Origin of the sequence: Halomonas sp. 113, assembly GCF_904067645.1 — a bacterium.
GTDB classification, from domain to species: Bacteria; Pseudomonadota; Gammaproteobacteria; order Pseudomonadales; family Halomonadaceae; genus Vreelandella; species Vreelandella titanicae.
On the sequence record NZ_LR881453.1, the window covers coordinates 1431574 to 1456213 of the forward strand.

Here is a 24640-nt window from a genome sequence, read left to right on the forward strand (position 1 = left end):
TACATGTCTAATCTGCGTAGCCTGACGTTTGACGCCATTATTATTGGTGGCGGTGGCTCTGGCCTGCGAGCCGCTCTGGAGCTGGCGAAGTCCGGCAAAAAGACGGCCGTGTTATCGAAAGTTTTCCCGACCCGCTCTCACACCGTTTCTGCCCAGGGTGGTATTACCTGCGCGATTGCGTCCGATGACCCGAATGATGACTGGCGCTGGCATATGTACGACACCGTTAAAGGCGGCGATTATATCGCTGACCAAGACGCGGCGGAGTATATGTGTTCTGAAGGCCCGAAAGCGGTATTCGAGCTCGAGCATATGGGCCTGCCGTTCTCGCGTTTAGATAACGGTCGCATTTATCAGCGCCCGTTTGGCGGTCAGTCGAAGAACTTCGGTGAAGGTGGCCAGGCGGCTCGTACCTGTGCCGCTGCTGACCGTACCGGCCACGCGCTGTTGCACACCCTTTACCAGAATAATTTGAAGAACAATACCGTGTTCCTCAATGAGTGGTATGCAGTGGATTTGGTCAAAAATGCCAGCGGTGATGTGGTCGGCTGTATCGCCATGTGTATCGAGACGGGCGAAGTGGTTCACATTAAGTCCAAGGCCACAGTATTAGCTACTGGTGGAGCAGGCCGTATTTATGCTTCCACAACCAATGCGTTGATTAACACCGGTGACGGTATTGGCATGGCGCTGCGTGCGGGCTTCCCGATGCAAGACATGGAAATGTGGCAGTTCCACCCGACCGGTATTTACGGTGCGGGCACGCTGGTCACAGAAGGCTGCCGCGGTGAGGGTGGCTACCTGATCAACAAAGACGGCGAACGCTTTATGGAGCGTTATGCGCCGAATGCCAAAGATTTGGCGGGCCGTGACGTTGTAGCCCGTTCGATGGTCATGGAAATTCTGGAAGGTCGTGGCTGTGGCGAGAAGGGCGATCACGTCTTCTTGAAGCTTGATCACCTGGGTGAAGAAGTACTTGGTAAGCGCCTACCCGGTATCGTTGAGCTCTCCAAGACGTTTGCTCACATCGATCCGGCAAAAGACCCGATCCCGGTCGTACCGACCTGCCATTACATGATGGGCGGTATTCCGACCAATATTCATGGTCAGGCGATTACCATGGACGAAAGCGGTAACGATCATATCGTTAACGGCCTGTTTGCCTGTGGTGAAGCAGCGTGTGTTTCTGTTCACGGTGCTAACCGCTTGGGCGGTAACTCGCTACTTGATCTAGTGGTCTTCGGTCGTGCTGCAGGCATGTTTATTGAAGGCGCGCTGAACGAAGGCATTGAGTACCTGGACGCTTCCGAGTCTGACATTGAGTCGGCCATGAAGCGGATCACGCGCTGGAATGAGTCTGAGGGTGGTGAAAGTATTCCTGAGCTGAAAGCTGAGCTTCAGGAAATCATGCAGACCTCCTTCGGCGTATTCCGCGAAGAGAAAAACATGCTGGAAGGCGTCGACAAGCTAGCGCTGCTGCGCGAGCGCATCGCCAATGCCTACTTGCCTGACAAGTCCAATGCCTTCAACACTGCCCGTGTAGAAGCACTGGAACTTGATAACTTGATGGAAGTGGCTGAAGCGACGGCGATCGCTGCCCTAGAGCGTAAAGAGAGCCGCGGCGCCCACTCGCGTTACGACTATCCAGACCGTGATGACGTCAACTGGCTGAAGCACTCGCTCTTCTTCCCAGCGACGAAAGAGCTGAAAAAACGCGACGTTAACTTCAAGCCGAAAACCGTTGATACGTTCGAGCCTAAGGTTCGTACCTACTAAACGCCGCATAGACGAGAGGGAGTCACTATGTCCAATCTTCAGGTATCCGTATACCGCTACAATCCGGAAACCGACTCCGCACCTTACATGCAGGAGTTTCAGGTCGATACTAAAGGCCGCGATGTGATGGTGCTGGATGTTCTTCATATGATGAAGGAACAAGACAGCGGTTTGGCGTTTCGTCGCAGCTGCCGTGAAGGCGTCTGCGGTTCAGACGGCATGAACATGAACGGCAAAAACGGCTTGGCATGTATCACGCCGCTGTCAGACGTTGTCAAAAACAACAAGCTGACCCTGCGCCCGCTGCCGGGCCTGCCGGTTATTCGCGATATGGTCGTGGATATGGGGCTGTTCTATAAGCAGTACGAGCGTATTCAGCCGTACCTGCAGAACGATACGCCTGCACCGGCCATTGAGCGTCTGCAGTCGCCAGAAGAGCGCGACAAGCTAGATGGCTTGTATGAGTGTATTCTATGTGCATGCTGTTCAACGTCTTGCCCGTCGTTCTGGTGGAACCCCGAGAAGTTTGTCGGCCCGGCCGGTTTGCTGCAGTCTTACCGCTTCCTGGCCGATTCACGTGACACGGCTACCAGCGAACGGTTGAGCAACCTGGAAGATCCGTTCTCGGTGTTCCGTTGCCGTGGCATCATGAACTGTGTAGCGGTGTGCCCAAAAGGGCTCAACCCTACCCGGGCAATTGGTAAAATTCGCGAAATGTTACTCGCTGATGCTACCTAAGCCTATGACATCTTAGTAAAAAAGCGCCTGCCACTTAAGTTGGGTGATAATGCCACTTAAATCATGGCGCTTCGCTTGTTATCATAGGGTTTGTCAGGCGGTGCGGCGTCACGTCGCACTGCTGATCAGACAAGTTTGAAAGCCGGTGCCTGGGGTACCGGCTTTCGAGCATGAACTGAAGACGAAACATCGTATGACCGCTAGAAACACAGTATGACCGCTAGATGCGACATAAAGTGTGAGATGAAGAATAGCTAGACGAACAGGGTTTCCGGCCGTTGGCCGGCGCCGCCGGCAAATGTCCCGCCCCGCCGGCAGGGCAATAGCGATGTCGCCGCATGTTTGCGACGATACCGATACCACCCCATCAGTGCAGGGTGACCGAGAGATGCAACAAGGCATAATGGAGTTGATGTGGCGTTCCTCTCACGTTAGTGGCGGCAATGTTCACTACGTGGAAGCGCTTTACGAGCAGTACCTCGCCGATCCTGAGTCTGTCCCTGACGAATGGCGCAGCTATTTTGATGAGTTGCCGCGCCCCGAGGGCAGTGCCTCCCACGATGTTCCACTTAGCCCCGTGCGTGATCAGTTCTACCAGTTGGGGCGCGAAAGTCGCCCGGGCCGGGTAGTCGCCGCTGCCGATAGCGGTGAAAACAAAAAGCAGGTAAAAGTCCTGCAACTGATCAACGCTTACCGCTTCCGTGGCCATCAAAAGGCCAATATCGACCCGCTAGGGCTGCGTAATCCCACCCCCGTCCCCGATCTCGATCTGTCCTTTCATCAGCTTTCAAAAGCTGATCTGGATACCGAGTTCCAAACCGGTTCTTTCTTTTTAGGTATCGACAAAGCGCCACTGCGTGACATCGTAGATGCGTTGGAGCGTACTTACTGCCGCTCCATCGGCTGCGAGATCATGCATATCGTCGATACGGAAGAGAAACGCTGGCTACAACGGCGTTTTGAGTCGGTACGCAGTGCGCCTGATTTCAGTGCCGACGTGCGCAAGCACGTGCTGGAGCGTTTGACGGCCGCCGAAGGCTTGGAGAATTACCTGGCATCCAAGTATCCAGGTACCAAGCGTTTCGGTCTTGAAGGCGGCGAATCGTTTGTGCCGATGATGGACGAGCTTATCCAGCGTGCTGGCGGTTATGGCACCAAGGAAGTGGTCATCGGTATGGCGCACCGTGGTCGACTCAATCTGCTAGTCAATATTCTGGGTAAAAACCCAGCTGACTTGATTGATGAGTTCGACGGCAAGAAAGTCATCGAACGCGGCTCAGGTGATGTGAAGTACCACCAGGGTTTCAGTTCGAACGTCATGTCCCCGGGCGGCGAAGTCCATTTGGCGATGTCGTTTAACCCGTCGCACCTGGAAATTGTCGCGCCTGTCGTAGAGGGTTCGGTGCGTGCCCGCCAAGATCGCCGTAACGACGAAGAGGGCAGTAAAGTACTGCCGATCAACGTCCACGGTGATGCGGCGTTTGCCGGTCAAGGCGTAGTGATGGAGACATTCCAGATGTCTCAGACCCGTGCTTATAAAACCGGTGGCACCGTCCATATTGTGATTAACAACCAAGTGGGCTTCACCACCTCGCATCCGCTGGATGCACGCTCTACCGAATACTGCACTGATATTGCCAAGATGGTTCAAGCGCCTATTTTTCATGTCAATGGCGATGACCCGGACGCAGTGCTGCACGCCACCCAAGTCGCTCTCGACTATCGCCAGCAGTTCAAAAAAGATGTGGTGATCGATCTCGTTTGCTACCGTCGCCGTGGCCACAACGAAGCTGACGAGCCGTCAGGCACGCAGCCGATGATGTATTCCAAGATCAAAGATCACCCTTCTGCGCGCTCGCTGTACGCCAAGCGCTTGGTTGATCAGGGCGTGCTCTCTGAAGAGTCCGCTAAAGCGATGATCGAAACCTATCGTGATGACCTCGTGGCAGGCAACCACGTTGCCAATGCACTGGTGCAAGAGCCCAACGCTTCTCTGTTCGTTGATTGGGCGCCTTACCTGGGTCACGAATGGTCTGGTGATGCCGACACGACGTTTGATATGAAGCGTCTGCAGCAGTTAGCGGCTCGCATGTGTGAAGTGCCGGACGGCGTCGAAGTGCAGCGTCAGGTGGCCAAGATTTATGAAGACCGGCGTAAAATGCAGGCTGGTGGTTTGGCACTTAACTGGGGCTTTGCGGAAACGCTAGCCTACGCCACGCTGCTAGAGCAGGGGCATCCGATCCGGATTACCGGGCAAGACGTTGGGCGCGGTACTTTCTCCCACCGTCATGCGGTGGTGCATAATCAGAAAGATGGCACTACCTATGTTCCGCTGCAGAATATGGCCGATGGTCAGCCGCGTTTCACCATTCATGACTCCTTCCTTTCGGAAGAAGCAGTGTTGGCATTTGAGTACGGCTACTCAACCACTGCGCCGAATGACTTGGTGATCTGGGAAGCTCAGTTTGGTGACTTCTTTAATGGCGCCCAGGTGGTCGTGGATCAGTTCATCTCGTCGGGTGAAACGAAGTGGGGCCGGGTGTGTGGTTTAACCATGCTGTTGCCACACGGCTACGAAGGACAGGGCCCGGAGCACTCTTCGGCGCGTTTGGAGCGCTTCCTGCAAATGTGTGCTGAGCACAATATGCAGGTCTGCGTACCCACCACGCCCGCACAGATCTATCATCTACTGCGTCGTCAGGTGATTCGCCCGCTGCGCAAACCGCTGGTGGTGATGACACCTAAATCGCTGCTGCGTCATAAAGAAGCGATTTCGAGCCTTGAAGATCTCGCTCACGGTAAGTTCCATATGGTACTCGCCGACCAGGCAGATCTGGCGCCGAAGAAGGTCACACGCGTTGTGCTATGTGCTGGCAAGGTCTACTACGACTTAGCCGCTTGGCGCGCTGAGAATGAGCGTCATGACACGGCAGTTGTGCGTATTGAGCAGCTATACCCCTTCCCGAAAGAAGAGCTTCTGGAAGCGCTGCAAGACTATACCAACGTAGAAGATATTGTGTGGTGCCAGGAAGAGCCGCTTAATCAGGGCGCTTGGTACTCCAGCCAGCACAATATGCGTGCAGTGGCCGACATGCTGAAAGATGGCCTTGGTCGCGAGTTGAAATTTGCAGGACGTCCTGCCTCTGCTGCTCCAGCAGCTGGCTATATGTCCGTCCACACTGAACAGCAGCGCCAGCTGGTGGAAGACGCTTTTAATTTATAAGCGACCACCGGATTTAGAGAACATATAAGGGAAACGACATGGCTACTGAGATCAAAGCGCCAACCTTTCCGGAATCCGTTGCCGAAGGCACAGTGGCGGCGTGGCATAAAAAGCCGGGTGACAGCGTTGAGCGTGACGAGCTGATTGTTGAGATCGAAACCGACAAAGTGGTGCTGGAAGTCGTCGCACCGGAAGCGGGTACCCTAACCGACGTGATGGCCGAAGAGGGCGATACCGTCGAGTCAGAGCAGGTGCTGGGCAAAATCGGTGAAGGCAGTGCGTCAGGTAGCAAAGAAGAGAAATCTTCTAGCGATGACAGCGCTGAAAAAACCGAAGAGAAAGCTGACGCAAAACCGTCTGAAGAGAAGCAAGAAAAGCCTGCCAGTGGCGGTAGCGGTGGCGGCAAGCAACACGACGTAAAAGCCCCCAGCTTCCCTGAGTCAATCCAGGAAGGCACCGTGGCGACCTGGCACAAAAAAGTCGGTGAAGCGGTCAAGCGCGATGACGTGCTGGCCGACATCGAAACCGATAAGGTTGTGCTGGAAGTGGTCGCTCCGGCCGATGGCGCCCTGGCTGAAATTAAAGCCGAAGAGGGTAGCCAGGTTGAATCTGAAGCGATTCTTGCGACCTTCACCGAAGGGGCCGGTGGCGACAGTGGAAGCGAAAGCGGTGGCGATTCAGCGTCCGCTAAAGCAGACAGCAGCGATGGCGATGGCGCCGACGAGAAAGTCGGTGACAAAATCCTCGCTCCGGCCGCACGTAAAATGGTTGCCGAGCATGACCTGGACGTTGCCAAGATTGAAGGCACCGGCAAAGGTGGCCGCATCTTGAAAGAAGACGTTCAGAAAGCGGTCAAAGACGGTTCTGCCAAGAAAGCAGCAAAATCGTCTGTACCAGCGAAAGCTGCCGCGGCACCAACTGCCGAAGGTGAGCGCATCGAGAAGCGCGTACCGATGAGCCGTCTGCGTCAGACCATCGCCAAGCGCCTGGTTCAGGCGCAGCAAACCGCGGCGATGCTGACTACCTACAACGAAGTGGACATGACCGAGATCATGGCCCTCCGTGCGCAGTACAAAGAGACGTTCTTAAAAGCTCACGACATTAAGCTGGGCTTTATGGGCTTCTTTGTAAAAGCGGCTTCAGAAGCGCTCAAGCGGTTCCCGGACGTTAACGCCTCTATCGACGGCACCGACATCGTTTATCACGGTTATCAGGATATCGGCGTTGCGGTATCCACTGACCGTGGTTTGGTTGTACCGGTACTGCGTGACACCGACAGCATGAAAATCGCTGACGTCGAGCGCAAGATTGTCGACTTCGGCAAGCGTGGTCGTGACGGTAAGCTGGGCATGGACGACATGATCGGCGGCACCTTTACCATCACCAACGGCGGTACCTTTGGCTCGTTGATGTCCACCCCGATCATCAACCCGCCGCAAACTGCCATTCTGGGCATGCACAAAATCCAGGATCGTCCGATGGCCATCAACGGCAAGGTCGAGATTCGCCCGATGATGTATCTGGCGCTCTCTTATGACCACCGTATGATCGACGGCAAAGACGCCGTTCAATTCTTGGTCACCTTGAAAGAATTGCTGGAAGACCCGGCACGTCTACTGCTGGATATCTAAAAAAGCATAAGCGTCATATTGATTTAGTACGCTTCTGCTTAACCAGGATATATCTGCAATCGTACACAGCCTTCCGCCCGGTTCGAGTTAAAGCGGGCGGAAGGCCAGCAAGCTAGAGGAGCCAACATGGCTGATAAGTTTGATGTGATCGTTATTGGTGCCGGCCCTGGCGGTTACGTCGCCGCCATTCGTGCCGCACAGATGGGCCTAAAAACGGCCTGTGTCGAAAAATGGGTTAACAAGGAAGGTAAAACAGTTCACGGCGGCACTTGCCTAAACGTGGGCTGTATTCCCTCGAAGGCCTTGCTGGAAACCTCGCACAAGTTTGTTGAGGCCCGTGACCATTACGCCGAGATTGGTATTGAAATCAGCGATGTGTCAACGAACATTGCCAAGATGCTTGAGTTCAAGGATCAGGTCATCGCCAAGAACGTCGGCGGTATTAGCGCGTTGTTCAAAGCCAATGGTGTTACCGCCCTTGAAGGCACCGGCAAAGTAGTCGCGTCTAAGCAGGTCGAAGTTACTGGCCATGATGGTGAAAAAGCCACCTATGACGCTGACAACATTGTTATCGCAGCGGGCTCTGTGCCGGTTGAGATTCCACCGACCCCGATGACCGAAGGCTTGATCGTTGACTCTAGTGGTGCACTTGAATTTACCGAGGCACCTAAGCGTCTGGGTGTGATTGGGGCTGGCGTCATCGGTCTCGAACTGGGCAGTGTGTGGAGTCGCCTGGGCAGTGAAGTCACTATGCTTGAAGCCATGGACACCTTCCTGCCGATGGTGGATACCGCCATCGCCAAGGAGACCCAGAAGCTACTCAAGAAGCAGGGCCTGGATATCAAACTCGGCGCTCGTGTGACCGGTTCGGAAGTCAAAGGCGAAGAAGTCGTTGTGAAGTACAGCGATGCCAACGGCGAACAAGAGATGACCTTTGACAAGCTCATCGTTTGTGTTGGCCGTCGCCCCTACACCAAAGGCGTAATTGACGAAGGCGTTAGCGTTGAGTTGGATGAGCGTGGCTTTATCTTTGTCGATGACCAGTGCCGTACCAACGTCCCGGGCATTTATGCTATCGGCGACTGTGTACGCGGCCCGATGCTGGCGCATAAAGCCTCTGAAGAAGGCGTTATGGTGGCCGATATTATCGCTGGCCATAAGGCTGAGATGAATTATGACGCTATTCCTAGCGTGATCTATACCGCACCAGAAGTGGCTTGGGTCGGTATTAACGAGCAGGAAGCCAAGGCTGCTGGAATTGAGATTAAAACGGGTTCTTTCCCGTTTGCAGCTAACGGTAGGGCGCTCGCCAACAACGCTTCAGATGGCATGGCTAAGATCATCGCTGATGCGGAAACTGACCGCATTCTCGGTATGCACATTGTGGGTCAACACGCTGGCGAATTGATTGCCCAGGGTGTGATTGCCATGGAGTTCGGCTCCAGCGCTGAGGATTTGGCATTGACGTGTTATGCGCACCCAACGACTGCTGAAGCAATTCATGAAGCAGCGCTTGCGGTAGATGGTCACGCGATTCATATGGCCAATCGCAAGAAGCGTAAGTAATTTAGTTAAACAACGAAGCGCCACCTTTTAAGGGTGGCGCAAACTTTCGGCTTTGTCTTAATCTACAAAGATCGAAAGAACGGGGATGGCCAGTTTTTTAGAAACTGATCATCGTTCGAGTCACATGCAACCAATGGCATGAATCGATGAATCTTCACGAGTATCAAGGTAAACAGCTGTTTGCCGACTATGGTCTACCAGTGTCTAAAGGCTTTGCAGTCGACACGCCCGAAGAAGCGGAAGAGGCTTGCAAAAAAATCGGTGGTGACATGTGGGTGGTTAAAGCCCAGGTTCACGCCGGTGGCCGTGGTAAAGCGGGTGGCGTTAAGCTGATTAAAGACCCGGCTGAAGCCAAAACATTTGCAGAGCAGTGGCTGGGTAAAAACCTGGTAACCTTCCAGACTGACGAAAAAGGTCAGCCTGTTGCCAAGATTTTGGTTGAGACCTGCACTGACATCGCCGATGAGCTGTATCTCGGTGCCGTGGTTGACCGTACTACCCGTCGTGTGGTCTTCATGGCCTCCACCGAAGGTGGTGTCGAGATCGAGACGGTTGCAGAAGAGACGCCGGAAAAGATTCTCAAAGCCGAAATCGATCCGCTGGTCGGCGCGCAGCCGTACCAAGCGCGTGAGCTAGCCTTTGAGCTGGGCCTGAAGGGCGACCAGATCAAGCAGTTCACCAAGATTTTCCTGGGTCTGTCTCAGTTGTTCCACGACAAAGACCTGGCGCTGTTGGAAATTAACCCGCTGGTCGTCACTGAAGAAGGCAATCTGCACTGCCTCGACGCCAAACTGGGTCTGGATAGCAACGCTCTATACCGTCACCCTGACCTGCAGGCCATGCGTGACCCTTCGCAAGAAGATCAGCGTGAAGCCGATGCGGCGAAGTGGGAACTTAACTATGTCGCGCTTGATGGCAACATCGGCTGCATGGTTAACGGCGCAGGTTTGGCCATGGGCACCATGGACATCGTCAACCTGAGCGGCGGCAAGCCCGCTAACTTCTTGGACGTTGGTGGCGGCGCCACCAAGGAGCGCGTGGCAGAAGCGTTCAAAATCATCCTCTCTGACGACAATGTTAAAGCCGTACTGGTTAACATTTTCGGCGGTATCGTTCGTTGTGACATGATTGCTGAAGGCATTATCGGTGCCGTTGAGCAAGTGGGTGTCAACGTACCGGTTGTCGTACGTCTGGAAGGTAACAACGCCGAGCTGGGTGCTGAAAAACTAGCATCTAGCGGTTTGAACATCATCGCGGCTACCAGTCTGACCGACGCGGCTCAGCAGGTCGTTAAAGCGGCGGAGGGCAAGTAATGAGCATCCTGATCGATAAGAACACCAAGGTCATCTGCCAGGGCTTTACCGGTGGCCAAGGCACGTTCCACTCCGAGCAGGCGATTGCCTACGGTACGCAAATGGTCGGTGGTGTTACGCCGGGTAAAGGCGGCCAGGAGCACCTCGGTCTGCCCGTTTTCAACACCGTGAAAGAAGCGGTAGCGAAAACCGGCGCGGAAGCCAGCGTTATCTACGTACCGGCGCCGTTCTGTAAAGACTCGATCCTTGAAGCGGCGAATGCTGGTATCAAGCTGATTGTGTGCATCACTGAAGGCATCGCCACGCTAGACATGCTCGAAGCCAAAGTGAAGTGCGACGAGCTGGGTGTACGTCTGATTGGCCCGAACTGCCCAGGTGTTATCACCCCCGGCGAATGCAAAATCGGCATCATGCCGGGTCACATTCACCAGCCGGGCCGCGTAGGTATCGTATCTCGTTCTGGTACCTTGACCTATGAAGCCGTCAAGCAGACCACTGATCACGGTTTTGGTCAGTCTACCTGTGTGGGCATCGGCGGCGACCCGATTCCGGGCTCTAACTTCATCGACATTCTTGAGATGTTCGAGAAAGACCCGAAAACCGAAGCTATCGTCATGATCGGCGAAATCGGTGGCACGGCTGAAGAAGAAGCGGCGGCTTACATCAAAGCTAACGTTTCCAAGCCCGTGGTTTCCTACATTGCCGGTGTTACTGCACCTCCTGGCAAGCGTATGGGCCACGCGGGCGCGATCATCTCTGGCGGTAAAGGCACCGCTGACGAGAAGTTTGCTGCTCTAGAAGACGCTGGTGTTAAAACCGTGCGCTCTTTGGCTGAAATCGGTGATGCGCTGAAAGAAGTGACTGGCTGGTAAGCCATTGACGTTTAGCTGCACGTTATAAGGGCGCCCCTCGGGGCGCCCTTATTCATTTCTGCACATTTAATGTTGTTCTGGCTAATGTTGCTATGGCGTCGGTGAGCGACGCAGCATGCGATAGCTATACAGTACAAAGAGCGGCGCGCCTGCCGCCAAATATAAATGGTAGCTGACCAACCGCCACACCAGTACCGCTGCTGCGGCCTGCTCGCGCTCCATCAACGGTAACAACAGGCTTCCTACGCCCACCTCCGCAGCACCCGCGCCGCCGGGCAGAAAACTAAATTGGCTGGCTGCCATCGCCAGCATCTGGGTCAAGAATGTCCACATCCAGTCCGCATGGCCACCTACTCCCAGTACTGCCAAATAGAGCAAGCTGTAGCGCATGAGCCAGTGCGCCGTCGTCAGCGCTAGCATGGTGATCAATATACTGCGCGGGAGCTTAAGGGTGACCTTTAACGCATGCCGACAGCGCAAGAGGCGCCGTACGAGCCAGCGTCGCTGATATCGGCTTGGCCATGGCGTGTTCACGCCGGGTGAACGCAATAGGCTGGGTAGATAACGCATTACGACAATCACCAGCGCTGCCATGAACGCTAATCCTACCAGTGCCCACTGCACGAGCGACTGATGTGGCCATTGGGTGTCGCTTAGCATTGAAAAGAGCACCAGGCCGCTCAGCATGGCCAGGAAGAACAGTAAATCGCAGCCTTGATCAATCAGGAACACCGCCGCGCCCTTGGCAGGCGGGAAACCGCGCCGCGCAAGCAACAACAACAGGGTTGCTGGGCCACCGCTGCCGCCTGGGGTGGCGCACAGGGCAAACTTGGACGCCAGCTCGATACCCAGCGCGCCGCGCTGGCCGAGCCTGCCCGCACGGCCACCCAGCATCAAACGTAGCCTTGCTGCATTCAGGTTCCAGCACAGAAAGGCCATCACCAGCATCAATAACAGCAGCCCAAGTGGGAAGTGTTTGACGCGCTGCAGTGCTTCAGCGCCACCCAACCAAGCAGTGAGCACTAGCGGTGCAATCAGCGCTAAGGCAATCATCACACCATGGATGGGTCGCCACTTCAGTAGCTGACGGCGACTAGTGGTGTTGGTGGAGTGCATACGGTTGGCTGCCGTGGCAAAGCTGCTGATAGTGCTCCAGCAGGGAATGCATGACACCATCCCAGTTGAAATGGCGCTCTACATGGCGGCGCGCATAGCGCCCACTGGCGGCGACATCATTACTGAACAGTGCCACACACGCCTCCGCCATGGCAACGGGGTCGAGCGGTTTGCATAAAATACCCGCCCCCAGCGGCACGTTTTCTGCCAGCGCCCCTGCGTTCGCTGCTATTACTGGAATGCCGCTTGCCATCGCTTCCTGAGCAATTAAGCCGAAGGTTTCTCGGGTGCCCGCATGTAACAGCGCATCGCTACTGGCTAGCGCCTTCGCGACCTCGTGGGCGCCACAACAGCGATCAACGATGGTGACATTACTGGGTACGTGATGTGGCATGCCGGGCCCCATCAGCAGCAAATGGTAATCGCTGCCTAGCTGACGCATCGTCGTAAGCAGCACATCAATATTTTTCTCGCGGGAATTGCGGCCCACAAAGATCAGCAGCTTTTTGTCGCTGGGTATACCCATGGTTTGGCGAAACGCAGAGTCACACTGCTGGGGATTGAATTGCGCCAAATCGACGCCCAATGGCTGAACGCGAACGTTATTGACGCCCCAGTCATTCAGTCGATTCGCCATGGCGTTACAGGGTGCCAGCACGCTATCAAACTGGCTATAAAGCGTCGTGACATAGTGGGTTAAGCGTTTCTCAACGTAGCGCCCAAAGCGATCACCCATCAGGCGCGGAAGATCAGAGTGATAAAAGCCCACCACAGGCACGCCGAGGCGTTGCCCCGCATCGAGCGCCGCCCAGGCCGTTACATAGGGGTCGCCAGCCTCTATCAGATCGGGCTTCAGATCAATCAGTGCATCACGCCACGGAGAACCGCGTAGCGGAAAGCGGTAACCTTGCCCCAAAGGAAGGTGTAACGCCGGTAGCGTGTGGTGGTCGCCAAGACTATCCCGCTCCGCCCCCGGCACCAGCAGGCTGGTGCGCAGCTGTGGAATACGCGAGAAAACACGGTGTTTGGCCTGCAAATAGGTGCGCACACCGCCGCTGGCGGGGGCATGAAACATCGTCACATCGGCAATGTGCAAGCTAACCTCCAACCCCAAAGAGTGTCATCGTTTCACCATAAAGGAGAAATAAGTCAGTTCAGAGACAACGGAGCCCGTTTGTGTCTATGTGGCAGGGCTCTCGGCAGGCGCCACCATGGCGACCACTCTGGCGATGATCTACCCCGATATCTTTGCGGCGGTAGGCGTGCACTCTGGGCTGCTCCACGGCGTGGTCAAGAGTTTCCCCGATGCCTTGGGGGTCATGCAGGGAGGCACAGGGCCCCTCGCTGGCGGTAACAAAGCAAAAGGAGCCGGGTGGGCGTCGGATGTGCCAGCGATTATGTTTCATGGCGACCGCGACACCACCGTGCTCCCCCGCAACGCGGATCGCGTGGCCGCCCAGTACAGCACATCGCGTCAAGCAGGAGCGACGGTAGTGCAAGGCAACGTTCCAAGGGCCGCGGCTACACCTGTACCACCCACCGTGATGCTTCGGGTAAGCCATGCTTAGAGCAGTGGCGTATCCATGGGGGCATGGCTTGGTCAGGAGGTAGCAAAAAGGGCAGCTATACCGACCCTCAAGGCCCTGACGCTGCCCGGGAAATGCTGCGGTTCTTCTGTCAGCATCGGCAGATAGTGTCATAGAACTGGCCGATATCTGCTCAGGTTATGTCTAGTCTGTCAGTAAGTTAGCGCAGGTGAGACGCGCTGGTATAGTAGATACTCTTTGATTATGTATAAAAGTTGACAATAGTTTGCAAAGGTTGAGTTACAGTTTTCATTCTTGTTGCCTAAAATCCTAGCTCTTTCACTTGTTAGGATTTGGCAATGCTTTCACGGTTCAAGATCGGTACACGGCTCGCACTGGCTTTTGGCTTGGTCTCGCTATTTCTTTTGGGCACTTTAATAGCGGGAATTATGGGCATCACCTTCACCAAGGATACTGCCCAAAAAACCTTGGACACGGACGTAGCACTCGCAAGCAATGCCGCAGAAATTCAGCGGCTGGCATTGCAAGCGCGGCGTTTTGAAAAAGATATCTTCATCAATATCGACAATAGTGATCGGGTAGCGGCTTACCAGCAAAGTTGGACGGCGACCATCGAAGCAATACAGGCCGCCTTCCAGGCGGGTAGCCAAATTGCCGATAAGGATAGCCTCGATGCTTTGTACCAACAGGCAGGAAGAGCCCTCCAGGGGTATGAAGAGGGTTTTTTGTCAGTCTATCGCCAAATTGAACTAGGCAGTATTACCGAAACCTCTCAAGCCAATCTGGCTTTCGGTGAGCATAAAGAGAGTATCTACCAGCTTGAGGAGTTGGCTGATGAAATTAGCCTAGTGGCTGCTGAAGGGGTCAAGACGGCTAACGAGGCGATAAATGCCGAGTATCGTTTGGCTATTTGGCAGCTTTGTATTTTCGCGGGGGTGGCGTTGTTGATGGCGCTGGCGCTGGCAATTGCTATTACGCGTAGCATTGTATTGCCTTTGCGGAGAGCGGTTGAGGTTGCTAGGCGCGTTGCGGAAGGAGATTTGCGACACGATATCGTAACCACAGGACGTGATGAAACGGCTCAGTTATTAACCTCCATGGCCGAAATGAGTAAAGAGCTCACTACCTTGGTCGCATCACTACGTGACTCTAGCGAGAATGTCTTGAACGGAGCCAATGAGATTGCCCAAGGTGGGCAGGAGCTCGCCGCTCGTACTGAGCAGCAAGCAGCTGCCTTGCAGGAGACGGCTTCAAGTATGGAGGAGATGACGGCAACGGTTCGCCAGAATAGTGATTCAACCAAAGAGGCTGATACGCTGGCCCATAATGCTTCGCAACAGATGCAAAGCAGTGGTGAAGAAGTTTCCCGAAGTGTGGAATTAATGCGCGAAGTGACAGCCGCATCGCTAAGCATGGATAAGATCGTTGAGGCCATCGATACGATTGCATTTCAAACCAATATCCTGGCTTTAAACGCCTCCGTTGAAGCGGCGCGTGCTGGTGATAAAGGCCGTGGATTTGCAGTGGTCGCTACAGAAGTTCGTGCGCTAGCAAGCCGCAGTGCCGCTTCAGCAGGTGAGATTCGTAGTATGCTCGACGATACGCGTAGCAAAATAAAGCTATGTTCTGACCAAGCGGAGCGAGGCGCTGCGACCATAGGTGAGACGGAAGCGGTGATCCAGCGCCTCGCTATGCTGATGGTCGAGGTCTCCTCTGCCACTCGGGAGCAAAGCAGTGGTATTGAGCAGATCAATACTGCTATTACTGAAATGGATTCTACCACTCAGCAAAACAGCACCTTGGTTCAGCAGTCGACTAATGCAGCATTTTCCCTGGAAGATCAGGCTGGGCGACTTCGCGAGCTGGTAGCTGCCTTTCAAATAGATGAAGCTGTTGTGAAAAAAGCAACAGAGTACAAGCCTGCAATGGCCTTATCCTCGGCTGCAAGACAAGCAGAGTTCTAATAATCTGATAACAACAGTGGCGCCTCAAAGGCGCTGCTGCTTTTTAATGGGCTAATAAAGTTTTTCACTAGGTTGTGCCATCAGGAAGTGGTCCTCTTCGCGCAGCGAACTGACAAGCGTATAACACTCTAATTCTTCGGTCTGGGTACGCTCTTTTTTGTCATCAATCACTCCTCTGCCGTAGTCAATGGGAACAAACACCACTGGCATCAACGCCGAGGCTTTATCATAGGCTGGGTGAGCTGCTAGTAAGACTGATTGATGGCAGATTTTATAAAAAGTATATAGAGAAATAAAAAGCAATGTTTGAAAAAAGCACTCTTTTTTTTGCTTTATTACATGAAAAAAAATAGTACTGCAGACTAGATTTTTAACCCGCCTCTATTCTTGACAGTAAAAGCGGTGTCACTTATCTTTAAAATGTAATCTTTGGTAATTTTTATGTTTCTTATTGTAATATGTGTGGATGTGTGGATGTGTGGATGTGTGGATGTGTGGCTTTTCATGAGGGCTACCGGAAGAAATTTAATTATAAAGATCATAATACATTGATTTTTTAATACATTAAAAATCTAGTGCTGGAGTGTAGTGTTGTTAGTTTACATGTGATTTTTACTTATATAAGCAGTAGTCACATTGTCCGGCTTAAGTGTTTCTGATTGGGAAGTGGCAATTTTTTTATTGCTTTAAAGTATCCTTGTGTTACCTGCTATACACTTTTTAGTCCAGAAATATGCAATGCAACAAGTAGGCATGAATAAAAACATCGGAATTAAATAAGCTTGAAAATAAGAGCGTAGGGAAACTCGTTTAATTGACGATAATGGCGAGGTGGTATTTTGAAAATCTTGGTCATAGGGAACATGGGCTATGTTGGCTCCGTTGTGGTGCGGGAGCTAGCCTTACGTCACCCATCCGCCACTCTTCATGGGTATGACACTGCCTACTTCGCACACTGTTTGACGAATGCCGAACTTCTTCCTGAGCGCTATCTCGACCAGCAGTTTATGGGGGATGTGCGAGATATTCCGGCTGATTTTTTTGAAGGTTATACGGCTGTAGTTCAACTGGCGGCGATTTCCAATGACCCCATGGGAGACCGTTTCGCCGCAGTGACAGCTGAGGTCAATCAGCAGGCGACGGTTGAGATTGCCAAGGCAGCGGCTCAGGCGGGGGTAGAAAACTTCGTTTTTGCCTCAAGTTGCAGCATTTATGGCATCGCTTTAGGGGCTCCGCGCAGTGAGTTGGATCCCGTGGCTCCCGTTACCGCCTATGCCTACTCGAAAATAGCAGCTGAAGAAGCGTTAGCCGGCATTGGGGGCGACATGGTGATTACCAGTTTACGCTTTGCGACTGCTTGCGGAATGTCAGAGCGTTTACGGCTGGATCTGGTGCTCAATGATTTCGTTGCCTGTGCCCTAAGTCAGCAGCATATTACCGTGCTTAGCGATGGGTCTCCCTGGCGGCCCTTGATCGACGTCTCCGATATGGCCAGAGCTGTCGATTGGGCAGTACAGCGCAAGCCTGAAAACGGCGGGCGCATACTCAATATCAATACCGGATCGAACGAACGCAATCATCAAGTGCGAGACTTAGCCACTGCAGTGGCCAAAGCCGTTCCCGGCACCACGCTGAGTATCAATACCCAAGCCCCGGCGGACAGTCGCTCCTACCAAGTGGATTTCAGCCTGTTTGCCAAGTTGGCACCTGAGCACCAACCACAAATGACGCTAATAGATTCGATCATGGGATTGATCAATGGGCTCAAAAGCATGGAGTTTTCCGATACCCAGTTCCGAGCCTCGCGCTATATGCGTCTGCATGCGCTGCAGGCACATATCACTGCGCGCCGTCTATCTGAAAACCTGCGCTGGCAAATGTGTGATGCAGTCACCCCGAGTGCTTTGTCTGCTGCTACCCACATTAACCTTGAGGCCTGAAACGGAGGCTAGACTATGAAAGTCGCAATTTTCGCGGGAGGGTTTGGAACGCGCTTAAGTGAAGAAACAGCCATTCGCCCCAAGCCCATGGTGGAAGTGGGTGGTCGGCCGATCCTTTGGCATATTATGAAGATGTATGCCCATCATGGCTTAAAGGAGTTTATTGTCCTGGGTGGCTATAAGGTGGAGTACATCCGTGACTATTTCCTCAATTATCGCGGCAATCGAACCGATTACACCATTGACCTGAAGACAGGTAACGTCGACTGGCTTCAGAGCGTTAATGATGATTGGAAAATCACCGTGCTGGATACAGGCGCCGATGCCATGACCGGAGGGCGTCTCAAGAAGGCAATGTCTCTCCTGGCAGATGAGCCTTTCTGTTTGACCTATGGCGATGGGTTGAGTGATCTGAATATCAATGCCTTGATCGACTCACATCTGGCCTCGAAAAATTGGTGCACCCTGACGGCAGTAACGCAGCCGGGCCGCTACGGTGCCCTGCGTTTGAAAGAGGGCAACAGCCAGGTAGAGGGCTTTCGCGAGAAGGGCGAAATAGATGGAGGGCTGATCAATGGCGGCTTCTTCGTCTGTAATCCGGAAGTGTTCGAGATGATCGACGATAGCCAGACCGTATGGGAAAACGAGCCCATGAACCGGATGATCGAGCTGGGGAAATTGGGCTACTTCCATCATAACGGGTACTGGCAAAGCATGGATACGCTGAGAGACAGAATGGTACTCGAGACCGCCTGGGCAGAAGGCGCCCCCTGGAAGCTCTGGAAGGAATGAACCATCAATGATTATTGTTGATACGGCGCTTGCCCAACGAGAGGCGCAGGGTAATCCCATTCGAGTGGGGATGGTCGGGGCGGGGTTCCAAGCGGGCGGTATCGGTCTGCAGATTATGACCGCGACGCCCGGGATGCGCCTTTGTGCGATTGCCAATCGTCATTTGGATGCAGCGATCAAAGTCTTCCAGCAAACCGGCATTGAGCCAATCGCCTGTGAGAATCAGCAGGAACTCGAAGCGGCGATTGCGGCTGGGCGACCGGCAGTCACCGAGGATGCCGTGGCACTGGCGCGCGCAGAGGGATTGGATGCAATTATTGAAGTCACTGGCTCGTTAGAGTTCGCGGCGCATGCTGTCTTGGCGGCGCTGGAGAGTGGTAAAGACGTCATTCAAATGAACGCAGAACTCGACGGCACTATCGGCCCTATTTTGAAAGTGAAAGCCGATGCGGCAGGGGTTGTCTATAGCTTTGCCGATGGCGATCAGCCTGGCGTACAGATGAATCTCTATCGGTTCGTCGCCGGGCTAGGCATTAAGCCGGTGCTGTGTGGCAACATTAAAGGCTTGCATGATCCGTATCGAAATCCGGCTACCCAGGAAAGCTTTGCGAAACGCTGGGGACAAAAGCCAGCGATGGTGGCCTCTTTTGCTGATGGCACCAAGATATCGTTTGAGCAGGCAATCGTTGCCAATGGAACCGGTATGCAAGTGGCGCAACGCGGTATGTTGGGCCCTGATTTCTCCGGTGGCGTAGCCGGTGGCCCTTTACTGCCCATCGAACAGGCGGTGTCGGCATTTGAGCCCTACTTGAACCCAGAGGAACCGGGTTTGGTTGATTATGTTGTTGGAGCGCAGCCAGGGCCGGGCGTATTTGTGCTCGGGACAATTGATAGCCCCCGCCAGCGCCACTATCTCGAACTCTACAAGTTGGGCGAGGGGCCATATTACTGCTTCACAACGCCCTACCACCTTTGCCATTTCGAAGTGCCCACGTCCGTTGCCCGTGCCGTGCTTTTCCGTGATCCAGTGTTATCCCCCTTAGAGGGCCCGAGGGTGGGCGTTATCGCCATAGCCAAAAAAGCGTTGCGAGAGGGGGAAACAATAGAAGAACTCGGCGGTTTTGAAGTCTATGGAGTGGCGGAAAATATCGAGGTAATACGCAGGGATCGGCTATTACCTATCGGGCTAGCGCTGGGCTGCCAGGTGGTGGGGCATGTGGAAAAGGATGCGGCGCTGACCTTTGATGATGTGCGTATACCACCAGGGCGGTTGATCGACCGTCTTTATGCCGAACAGGAAGCCATGTTTGCCCTGGAATTGACGTCTGGTGTCGCTGCTACTTTCACGGAGTAAGACATGCATTTTCATCAAACGAACCTCAAGGATGCCCGCCTGATAGAACTTGAACCACATGGTGATAAACGCGGTTTTTTTGCCCGTACCATGTGCCGTGCGGAGTTTGAGCGCCATGGCCTGCTGAGTGACTTTGTGCAGCAGAATACCTCCTTTTCTGCTCAGCGAGGCACCTTAAGGGGGTTGCATTATCAGCGGCAGCCCCATGCCGAAGCCAAACTGGTGCGCTGCATTCGAGGCGCGATTGTCGATGTCATCGTGGATATCCGTAAAGACTCGGAAACCTACTTGCACCATCAGTTATTTGAATTAACCGACGCAAACCGGCGCCAGCTGTATGTACCGCCAGGCTTTGCGCACTCCTTTCAGACGCTGACCGACGATGTTGAAGTCAGCTATCTGGTCTCGGCGGCCTATCATCCCGAGGCTGAAAGTGGTTTGCGCTATAACGATGAACGTCTCGCGATTGAGTGGCCGATGCCACCCACGGTGGTGTCTGAAAAAGACGCTAGCTGGCCCTTAATCAGTGAGCGAAACGAAGCGCTTTTTTGACCACTTGCCAATAGCTAGTAGCGAATCCAGATATCAAACACACTAAAAAAGGGGCAGCGTGAACGCTGCCCCTTTGAGTAATGTCTAGCTATTGCCTACCCGTCAATTGGCAGGCTTTGCCACTAGCGAGCGAGTCTCTTCGCGTGCTTCAGTGAGCACTATGCGCAGCGGATCGCCAAGCTTGTAACGCTCTTCGCCCTCGATCTGGATACGGCCCTCTTTATCGTCAATGACCACTTTGCTACGGTCACTGTGCATCAAGGGCGCGGGTACAAACGCCGTTGCGCCGTTTTCCACCAGACGAACGCGCATGCCGCCACGGTTGATGGCCATGATTTCGGCCTCAAACGTATCCTGGTTCTGCGCAGCGGGCGTTAGGTAACGCACGTAGAGCCAGTCTTTCACGTCGCGCTCGGCCATACGGTTCAGGCGGCGGCGTTCCGTCAGTTGCTCGGTGAGCTGCTGGGTCGCTTCGGCGGGGGCCTGTTCGCCTTTCAACACGCGTTTGATCAGGCGGTGGTTGACCATATCGCCATACTTACGAATCGGCGAGGTCCAGGTAGCGTAGGCGGCTAGGCCCAGACCAAAGTGTGGGCCGGGCTGGGCCGACATGCTGGTAAAACCCTGGAAGCGGCGCAGGCGCGCATCCAGCCAGGCGTCATCGCGGCTTTCCAGCACACGCTTAAGCTCAGTGTAGCGGGCAAGCTCTGTCAGCGCTTCGCGTTCGACCACGATCTCCTGACCTGCCAAGAATTCCTGGGCGGCTTCGGCTTTCTCGGGCTCGAACGCGCGATGCACGTTAAAGATACCGTGGCCGATATGCTGGGCCAGGAAGTCCGCGCAGCAGGCGTTGGCCACAATCATCGACTCTTCGATCATGCGGTTAGCAATCCGGCGCTCTTCGGTGCGCACCGCCAAGACATTACCGGCGGGATCGAGATCGAACACATAGTCGGGGCGGTCTTTAAACACCAGCGCGTGTTCGTTACGCCAGGCGGTACGCGCCTCGGTCAAATCACGCAGCGCGGTGAGCTGCTGGGCAATATCATCTGCGGGCGCCCAATCGCCTTGGCCTTCGATCCAGTCGGAGACGTTGTCGTAAACGAGCTTGGCGTGAGACTTAACGTTCGCCGCAAAAAAGCGGTAATCGCCCATGCTACCGTCGGCATTAATATCCAGCGTACAGGCCAGCGCGGGGCGATCCTTACCTTCCCACAATGAGCAGAGGTCATCCGCTAGCTGCTCGGGCAGCATGGTGACGTTCTGGCCCGGCAGGTAGACGGTAAAAGCGCGAGTGCGGGCCTCTAAATCGGCCGCATGGCCTTCTGCCACGTAAGCGGTGGGGTCGGCAATCGCGACACTCAACTGCCAGCCGCCTTCAGCGCGGGTGGCCACGTGCAGCGCATCGTCCATATCGCGGGTCTTCTCACCATCAATGGTGAAGAAGGGCGTAGCGGTCAGGTCTTCGCGGGTCAGACCTTCATCCATCAGCGGCCAGTCGGTGCCCGCGTCGGGGCACTCTTGCTCCAGCGCATGGCGTGCAAGCGTGACGCGCCATGGCACTGCCGGATCATCGCTTTTAGCCACCAGCTCATCAATCTGGGCAAAGAAAGCGCGGTCGTCGGCTTTTAGCGGATGGCGTACCAAGCGGGCAACGACCCAGTCGCCGTCAGCAATGGTGTCCTCATCAAGGCTGTTCTTAATCCGTGCCTTGATCACATTTTTAATCGACGGATGGTCGGGTACGACGGACAGGCGGCCTTCGCGCTTCTGCACGCGGGAAACAAACCGATCCAACCCAGCTTCAATCAGTTTTTCAGGCTCAACGGATTTTTTGTCACCGTTCTCGTGGATAACCGCTTCTACACGGTCACCGTGAAGCACTTGCTTCATGGCGGGCGGCGGCACGAAATAGGATTCACCGTCGTCGGTTTCGAGAAACCCGAAACCTTTGTCGGTGGCTTTGATCACCCCTTCAGCACGGGGGGTGGTTTGACGAATCTGTTGCTTGAGCTGGGCAAGCATGGCGTTGTTCTGAAGCATGAGCTCAATCAGTTGGCGAGAGTTAGGGTGCCACTATACGGATTCCCGCAGGCTGCGCCAATTGTCGCTATGCGATGTTGGCCCTGATGTTGGCTTTGGTAATGGCGAGTCAAAGGCTTACATGCGCTCAAGGGAATCGGTTAAGCTGAATATTCATACTCACGGAGCGCGCTATGACACCTCGCCTGATTGTTTCTGACCTGGATGGCACCCTATTAGGAAGCGACCACACCTTGCACAAAAGCACCGTCGAGGTGCTAAGAGCATTGGTGAAGCAAGGTCATCATGTCGCGCTCGCCTCGGGTCGCCACTACCACGATATGAAGGTCTTTCGTGATCAGTTGGACATTCCTGCGCACTTGATCAGCACCAACGGCGCCTATGTTCATGACCCCGAAGATACTCTGCTGGCGGCTAATCACCTTGAGCCTGAACATGCAAAGACGCTGATCAATCTGCCGCGCCCGCCTCAAGTACGGCTTAACCTTTATCGCGAAAGCGGCTGGCATATTGATTCAGAGGCCCCGCACTTATTATCACTTCACGCTTCTACCGGTTTTGGCTATGAAGTTGTGCCGCCCGCGCAAATGGACACTAACGGTGTAGGCAAAGTGCTCTATCTAGGCGACCCAAATGCGCTAAAACAGCTAGAAGCCCAGGCGCAAGACGCCCACGGCGACGGGTTTCATATCACCTACTCCACGATTGATTCTCTGGAAATCATGGCCGGTGGGGTCAACAAAGGCGTGGCGCTGTCATCACTGCTGGAACGGTTAGGATTAACGCCCGCCGATTGCCTAGCGTTTGGCGATAATCTTAACGACACCGAAATGCTCGATTTAGCCGGGGAGGCCCAGGTAATGGGCAATGCTCACCCGGCACTATTTGACCGTGTCACCGGGGCTGAGCGTATCGGTCACCATGGCGAAGCCGCCGTTGCCCAATGGCTGAAAAAGCGCTTTGGGCTGTAGGGTTACGTATTAATTAGTGGCTCTTAATTTCGTCACTTGCAGCGACTTGGGGCTGAGGTCAATCTGAAGCAGCTCAACAGCTTGGCCTAAAATTTGGCGAGCTGCCTGTTTGGGCAGAACAGCGGCTGGAGCAAGCAACGCCTGCGCAGTTGGATGAGTGGTCTGGAGCGATCTTGACCGCCAACTCCCTTGATGAGCTGTTCAAAAACTGACGTTACGCTTTATTTATTCGCTGGTGGTTTCAGCCAATCAAACATTTTTATTATAAAGCTACGTTCAGTGGGTTTTTCATCGTTTTTGCCAATAAAAGCCTCAAGCAGACTTTGATTAAGCTGTTGAGGAAGAGCGTTGGCATCGGCCATGAGCGCTTCGCGTGAAATATCTTCCTCAGCGCTAGAATTGCTTCGCATTTACTATTATCTCTTTTCAACTAACCGTTGAGTTAGCAAAGCGTTTACCAAGGTTGGCGAAGTCGTCACTTGACATCAGTATGTCAAAAATATCTTCAGGTGCCCCTTTGCCTTCGGCGCGATGGGTTATAAAGTTGAAGTCCATCTCGATCAGGTGTTCAAGGCGTGGTGCATAGAAATCGGGATACTGCGCCTGCATGATAGGTGGCAGCTCGTTGTAATTCCCCAGCACTTCTTTGAAAAATTCGGTCATCTTGCCAGTTTGGCTGTACTCCAGCTGGCCTCGAGCAACAACCGCCTGTTTCCATGCGGTTTCTTGTGCACGTCCCTCTAGCCAAGCCGCCCGTCGCTCATTGGCAGTAAACGTGCCGCTATCATCATAAATAACCAATGCTAGTTGATCTTGGGATAGGCCGCTAAAGGGGTTGCTACCTCTGCCGCTGACAAATGAGGTGGCTTGTTTTGCTCTTTCCAGTAGTTCGGGATCATCGGTGTCAGGTACTTCAGCATCATATTTTGCCCGGTGAAGATGAAAGTCCCGAACGATTGGCTGGAGCAGTGCATCAGCTTTTTGCCCTAACGCTTTACGATCCAGGCTGGCATCACGCTCTTCGGCACGCAGGGCGCTGTCACTTAACTGCTGAGCCAACGTGGAAAGCTGGCTTGTTGGCTTCGATGAACCAGAAGTAAGCGTTGCGTTTTCGCCTTGTTCAGTTCCCTTGGTTGATACATCCTGGGTGCGGCTACCAGAAGTCGTTTGCGATGTCGCCGGGGTAGATGAACCAATACCGATTGTCATTGCGATACCTCCTTGTGTCTTTGAGTAATAGCC

General features: G+C 54.0%; 19 protein-coding genes. 14 read left to right on the forward strand and 5 right to left on the reverse strand.

The genetic code is table 11. The features are described from left to right. Window positions 1-3: 3 nt before the first annotated feature. The 7 genes from sdhA (at window position 4) to sucD (ending at window position 11119) form a co-directional block, all read left to right on the forward strand. On the forward strand, window positions 4-1776 hold the full coding sequence (sdhA, locus tag YERSI8AC_RS06915) for a succinate dehydrogenase flavoprotein subunit (protein ID WP_022520468.1): 1773 nt from the start codon (window positions 4-6) through the stop codon (window positions 1774-1776). Between the two features lie 27 nt (window positions 1777-1803). Further along, complete coding sequence (locus YERSI8AC_RS06920; RefSeq protein ID WP_009287296.1) at window positions 1804-2514, forward strand: succinate dehydrogenase iron-sulfur subunit; 711 nt, start codon at window positions 1804-1806, stop codon at window positions 2512-2514. A gap of 388 nt (window positions 2515-2902) precedes the next feature. Beyond that, entirely contained in the window at window positions 2903-5737 is a 2835-nt protein-coding gene (locus YERSI8AC_RS06925; RefSeq protein WP_027959716.1) for a 2-oxoglutarate dehydrogenase E1 component, read from the forward strand. A 38-nt stretch (window positions 5738-5775) separates the two neighbouring features. Next, window positions 5776-7368, forward strand: a complete 1593-nt coding sequence (odhB, locus tag YERSI8AC_RS06930) for a 2-oxoglutarate dehydrogenase complex dihydrolipoyllysine-residue succinyltransferase (protein ID WP_159176415.1) — start codon at window positions 5776-5778, stop codon at window positions 7366-7368. A 126-nt stretch (window positions 7369-7494) separates the two neighbouring features. Next, the gene (gene lpdA / locus YERSI8AC_RS06935) at window positions 7495-8934 is read left to right on the forward strand and encodes a dihydrolipoyl dehydrogenase (protein WP_022520465.1); all 1440 of its coding nucleotides are present in this window, start codon (window positions 7495-7497) and stop codon (window positions 8932-8934) included. 146 nt (window positions 8935-9080) lie between these two features. Then, complete coding sequence (gene sucC, locus YERSI8AC_RS06940) at window positions 9081-10247, forward strand: ADP-forming succinate--CoA ligase subunit beta (RefSeq protein ID WP_009287299.1); 1167 nt, start codon at window positions 9081-9083, stop codon at window positions 10245-10247. Further along, window positions 10247-11119 (forward strand): succinate--CoA ligase subunit alpha, encoded by an 873-nt coding sequence (gene sucD / locus YERSI8AC_RS06945; RefSeq protein ID WP_009287300.1) that lies wholly within the window; start codon window positions 10247-10249, stop codon window positions 11117-11119. The genes sucC and sucD overlap by 1 nt, the downstream gene beginning before the upstream one ends. 90 nt (window positions 11120-11209) lie before the next feature. Here sucD and YERSI8AC_RS06950 read toward each other — a convergent pair whose 3' ends face one another. Further along, window positions 11210-12235 (reverse strand): lysylphosphatidylglycerol synthase transmembrane domain-containing protein, encoded by a 1026-nt coding sequence (locus tag YERSI8AC_RS06950; protein ID WP_022520464.1) that lies wholly within the window; start codon window positions 12233-12235, stop codon window positions 11210-11212. Next, on the reverse strand, window positions 12213-13331 hold the full coding sequence (locus YERSI8AC_RS06955) for a glycosyltransferase (RefSeq protein WP_035538532.1): 1119 nt from the start codon (window positions 13329-13331) through the stop codon (window positions 12213-12215). Before YERSI8AC_RS06955 ends, YERSI8AC_RS06950 begins: the two co-directional genes overlap by 23 nt. Window positions 13332-13446: 115 nt before the next feature. On the opposite strand from YERSI8AC_RS06955, the gene YERSI8AC_RS06960 reads away from it, so the two are divergent. From YERSI8AC_RS06960 to rfbC, 6 genes are all read left to right on the forward strand, one after another. Next, entirely contained in the window at window positions 13447-13803 is a 357-nt protein-coding gene (locus tag YERSI8AC_RS06960) for a PHB depolymerase family esterase (protein WP_027959714.1), read from the forward strand. A 317-nt stretch (window positions 13804-14120) separates the two neighbouring features. Then, window positions 14121-15746 carry a methyl-accepting chemotaxis protein gene (locus YERSI8AC_RS06965; RefSeq protein ID WP_022520461.1) on the forward strand — a complete coding sequence of 542 codons (1626 nt, stop codon included), beginning with the start codon at window positions 14121-14123 and terminating at the stop codon, window positions 15744-15746. A gap of 839 nt (window positions 15747-16585) precedes the next feature. Further along, complete coding sequence (locus YERSI8AC_RS06970; RefSeq protein WP_159176416.1) at window positions 16586-17686, forward strand: NAD-dependent epimerase/dehydratase family protein; 1101 nt, start codon at window positions 16586-16588, stop codon at window positions 17684-17686. A 15-nt stretch (window positions 17687-17701) separates the two neighbouring features. Beyond that, complete coding sequence (gene rfbF / locus YERSI8AC_RS06975) at window positions 17702-18478, forward strand: glucose-1-phosphate cytidylyltransferase (protein ID WP_159176417.1); 777 nt, start codon at window positions 17702-17704, stop codon at window positions 18476-18478. 7 nt (window positions 18479-18485) lie between these two features. Continuing rightward, window positions 18486-19832, forward strand: a complete 1347-nt coding sequence (locus YERSI8AC_RS06980; RefSeq protein WP_159176418.1) for an NAD(P)H-dependent oxidoreductase — start codon at window positions 18486-18488, stop codon at window positions 19830-19832. A gap of 3 nt (window positions 19833-19835) precedes the next feature. Then, window positions 19836-20384 (forward strand): dTDP-4-dehydrorhamnose 3,5-epimerase, encoded by a 549-nt coding sequence (rfbC, locus tag YERSI8AC_RS06985; RefSeq protein WP_159176419.1) that lies wholly within the window; start codon window positions 19836-19838, stop codon window positions 20382-20384. Between the two features lie 102 nt (window positions 20385-20486). Here rfbC and YERSI8AC_RS06990 read toward each other — a convergent pair whose 3' ends face one another. After that, entirely contained in the window at window positions 20487-22427 is a 1941-nt protein-coding gene (locus tag YERSI8AC_RS06990) for an exoribonuclease II (protein ID WP_159176420.1), read from the reverse strand. Between the two features lie 173 nt (window positions 22428-22600). On the opposite strand from YERSI8AC_RS06990, the gene YERSI8AC_RS06995 reads away from it, so the two are divergent. Continuing rightward, window positions 22601-23398, forward strand: coding sequence for an HAD family hydrolase (locus tag YERSI8AC_RS06995; protein ID WP_159176421.1), 798 nt, complete (start codon window positions 22601-22603; stop codon window positions 23396-23398). 221 nt (window positions 23399-23619) lie between these two features. Here YERSI8AC_RS06995 and YERSI8AC_RS07000 read toward each other — a convergent pair whose 3' ends face one another. Both YERSI8AC_RS07000 and YERSI8AC_RS07005 read right to left on the reverse strand, forming a co-directional pair. Then, the gene (locus YERSI8AC_RS07000) at window positions 23620-23808 is read right to left on the reverse strand and encodes a hypothetical protein (RefSeq protein ID WP_159176422.1); all 189 of its coding nucleotides are present in this window, start codon (window positions 23806-23808) and stop codon (window positions 23620-23622) included. A 16-nt stretch (window positions 23809-23824) separates the two neighbouring features. After that, a complete protein-coding gene (locus tag YERSI8AC_RS07005; protein ID WP_159176423.1) occupies window positions 23825-24607 on the reverse strand; it encodes a hypothetical protein in 783 nt (260 codons plus the stop codon). Window positions 24608-24640 lie beyond the last annotated feature (33 nt).

Coding starts and splice junctions, on each gene's coding strand:
- sucC (WP_009287299.1), top strand. CDS start 9,081: ATGAATCTTCACGAGTATCAAGGTAAACAGCTGTTTGCCGACTATGGT.
- YERSI8AC_RS06920 (WP_009287296.1), top strand. CDS start 1,804: ATGTCCAATCTTCAGGTATCCGTATACCGCTACAATCCGGAAACCGAC.
- odhB (WP_159176415.1), top strand. CDS start 5,776: ATGGCTACTGAGATCAAAGCGCCAACCTTTCCGGAATCCGTTGCCGAA.
- sucD (WP_009287300.1), top strand. CDS start 10,247: ATGAGCATCCTGATCGATAAGAACACCAAGGTCATCTGCCAGGGCTTT.
- rfbF (WP_159176417.1), top strand. CDS start 17,702: ATGAAAGTCGCAATTTTCGCGGGAGGGTTTGGAACGCGCTTAAGTGAA.
- YERSI8AC_RS06960 (WP_027959714.1), top strand. CDS start 13,447: ATGGCGACCACTCTGGCGATGATCTACCCCGATATCTTTGCGGCGGTA.
- YERSI8AC_RS06950 (WP_022520464.1), bottom strand. CDS start 12,235: ATGCACTCCACCAACACCACTAGTCGCCGTCAGCTACTGAAGTGGCGA.
- YERSI8AC_RS06965 (WP_022520461.1), top strand. CDS start 14,121: ATGCTTTCACGGTTCAAGATCGGTACACGGCTCGCACTGGCTTTTGGC.
- YERSI8AC_RS06990 (WP_159176420.1), bottom strand. CDS start 22,427: ATGCTTCAGAACAACGCCATGCTTGCCCAGCTCAAGCAACAGATTCGT.
- YERSI8AC_RS06980 (WP_159176418.1), top strand. CDS start 18,486: ATGATTATTGTTGATACGGCGCTTGCCCAACGAGAGGCGCAGGGTAAT.
- rfbC (WP_159176419.1), top strand. CDS start 19,836: ATGCATTTTCATCAAACGAACCTCAAGGATGCCCGCCTGATAGAACTT.
- YERSI8AC_RS06995 (WP_159176421.1), top strand. CDS start 22,601: ATGACACCTCGCCTGATTGTTTCTGACCTGGATGGCACCCTATTAGGA.
- YERSI8AC_RS07000 (WP_159176422.1), bottom strand. CDS start 23,808: ATGCGAAGCAATTCTAGCGCTGAGGAAGATATTTCACGCGAAGCGCTC.
- YERSI8AC_RS07005 (WP_159176423.1), bottom strand. CDS start 24,607: ATGACAATCGGTATTGGTTCATCTACCCCGGCGACATCGCAAACGACT.
- lpdA (WP_022520465.1), top strand. CDS start 7,495: ATGGCTGATAAGTTTGATGTGATCGTTATTGGTGCCGGCCCTGGCGGT.
- sdhA (WP_022520468.1), top strand. CDS start 4: ATGTCTAATCTGCGTAGCCTGACGTTTGACGCCATTATTATTGGTGGC.
- YERSI8AC_RS06925 (WP_027959716.1), top strand. CDS start 2,903: ATGCAACAAGGCATAATGGAGTTGATGTGGCGTTCCTCTCACGTTAGT.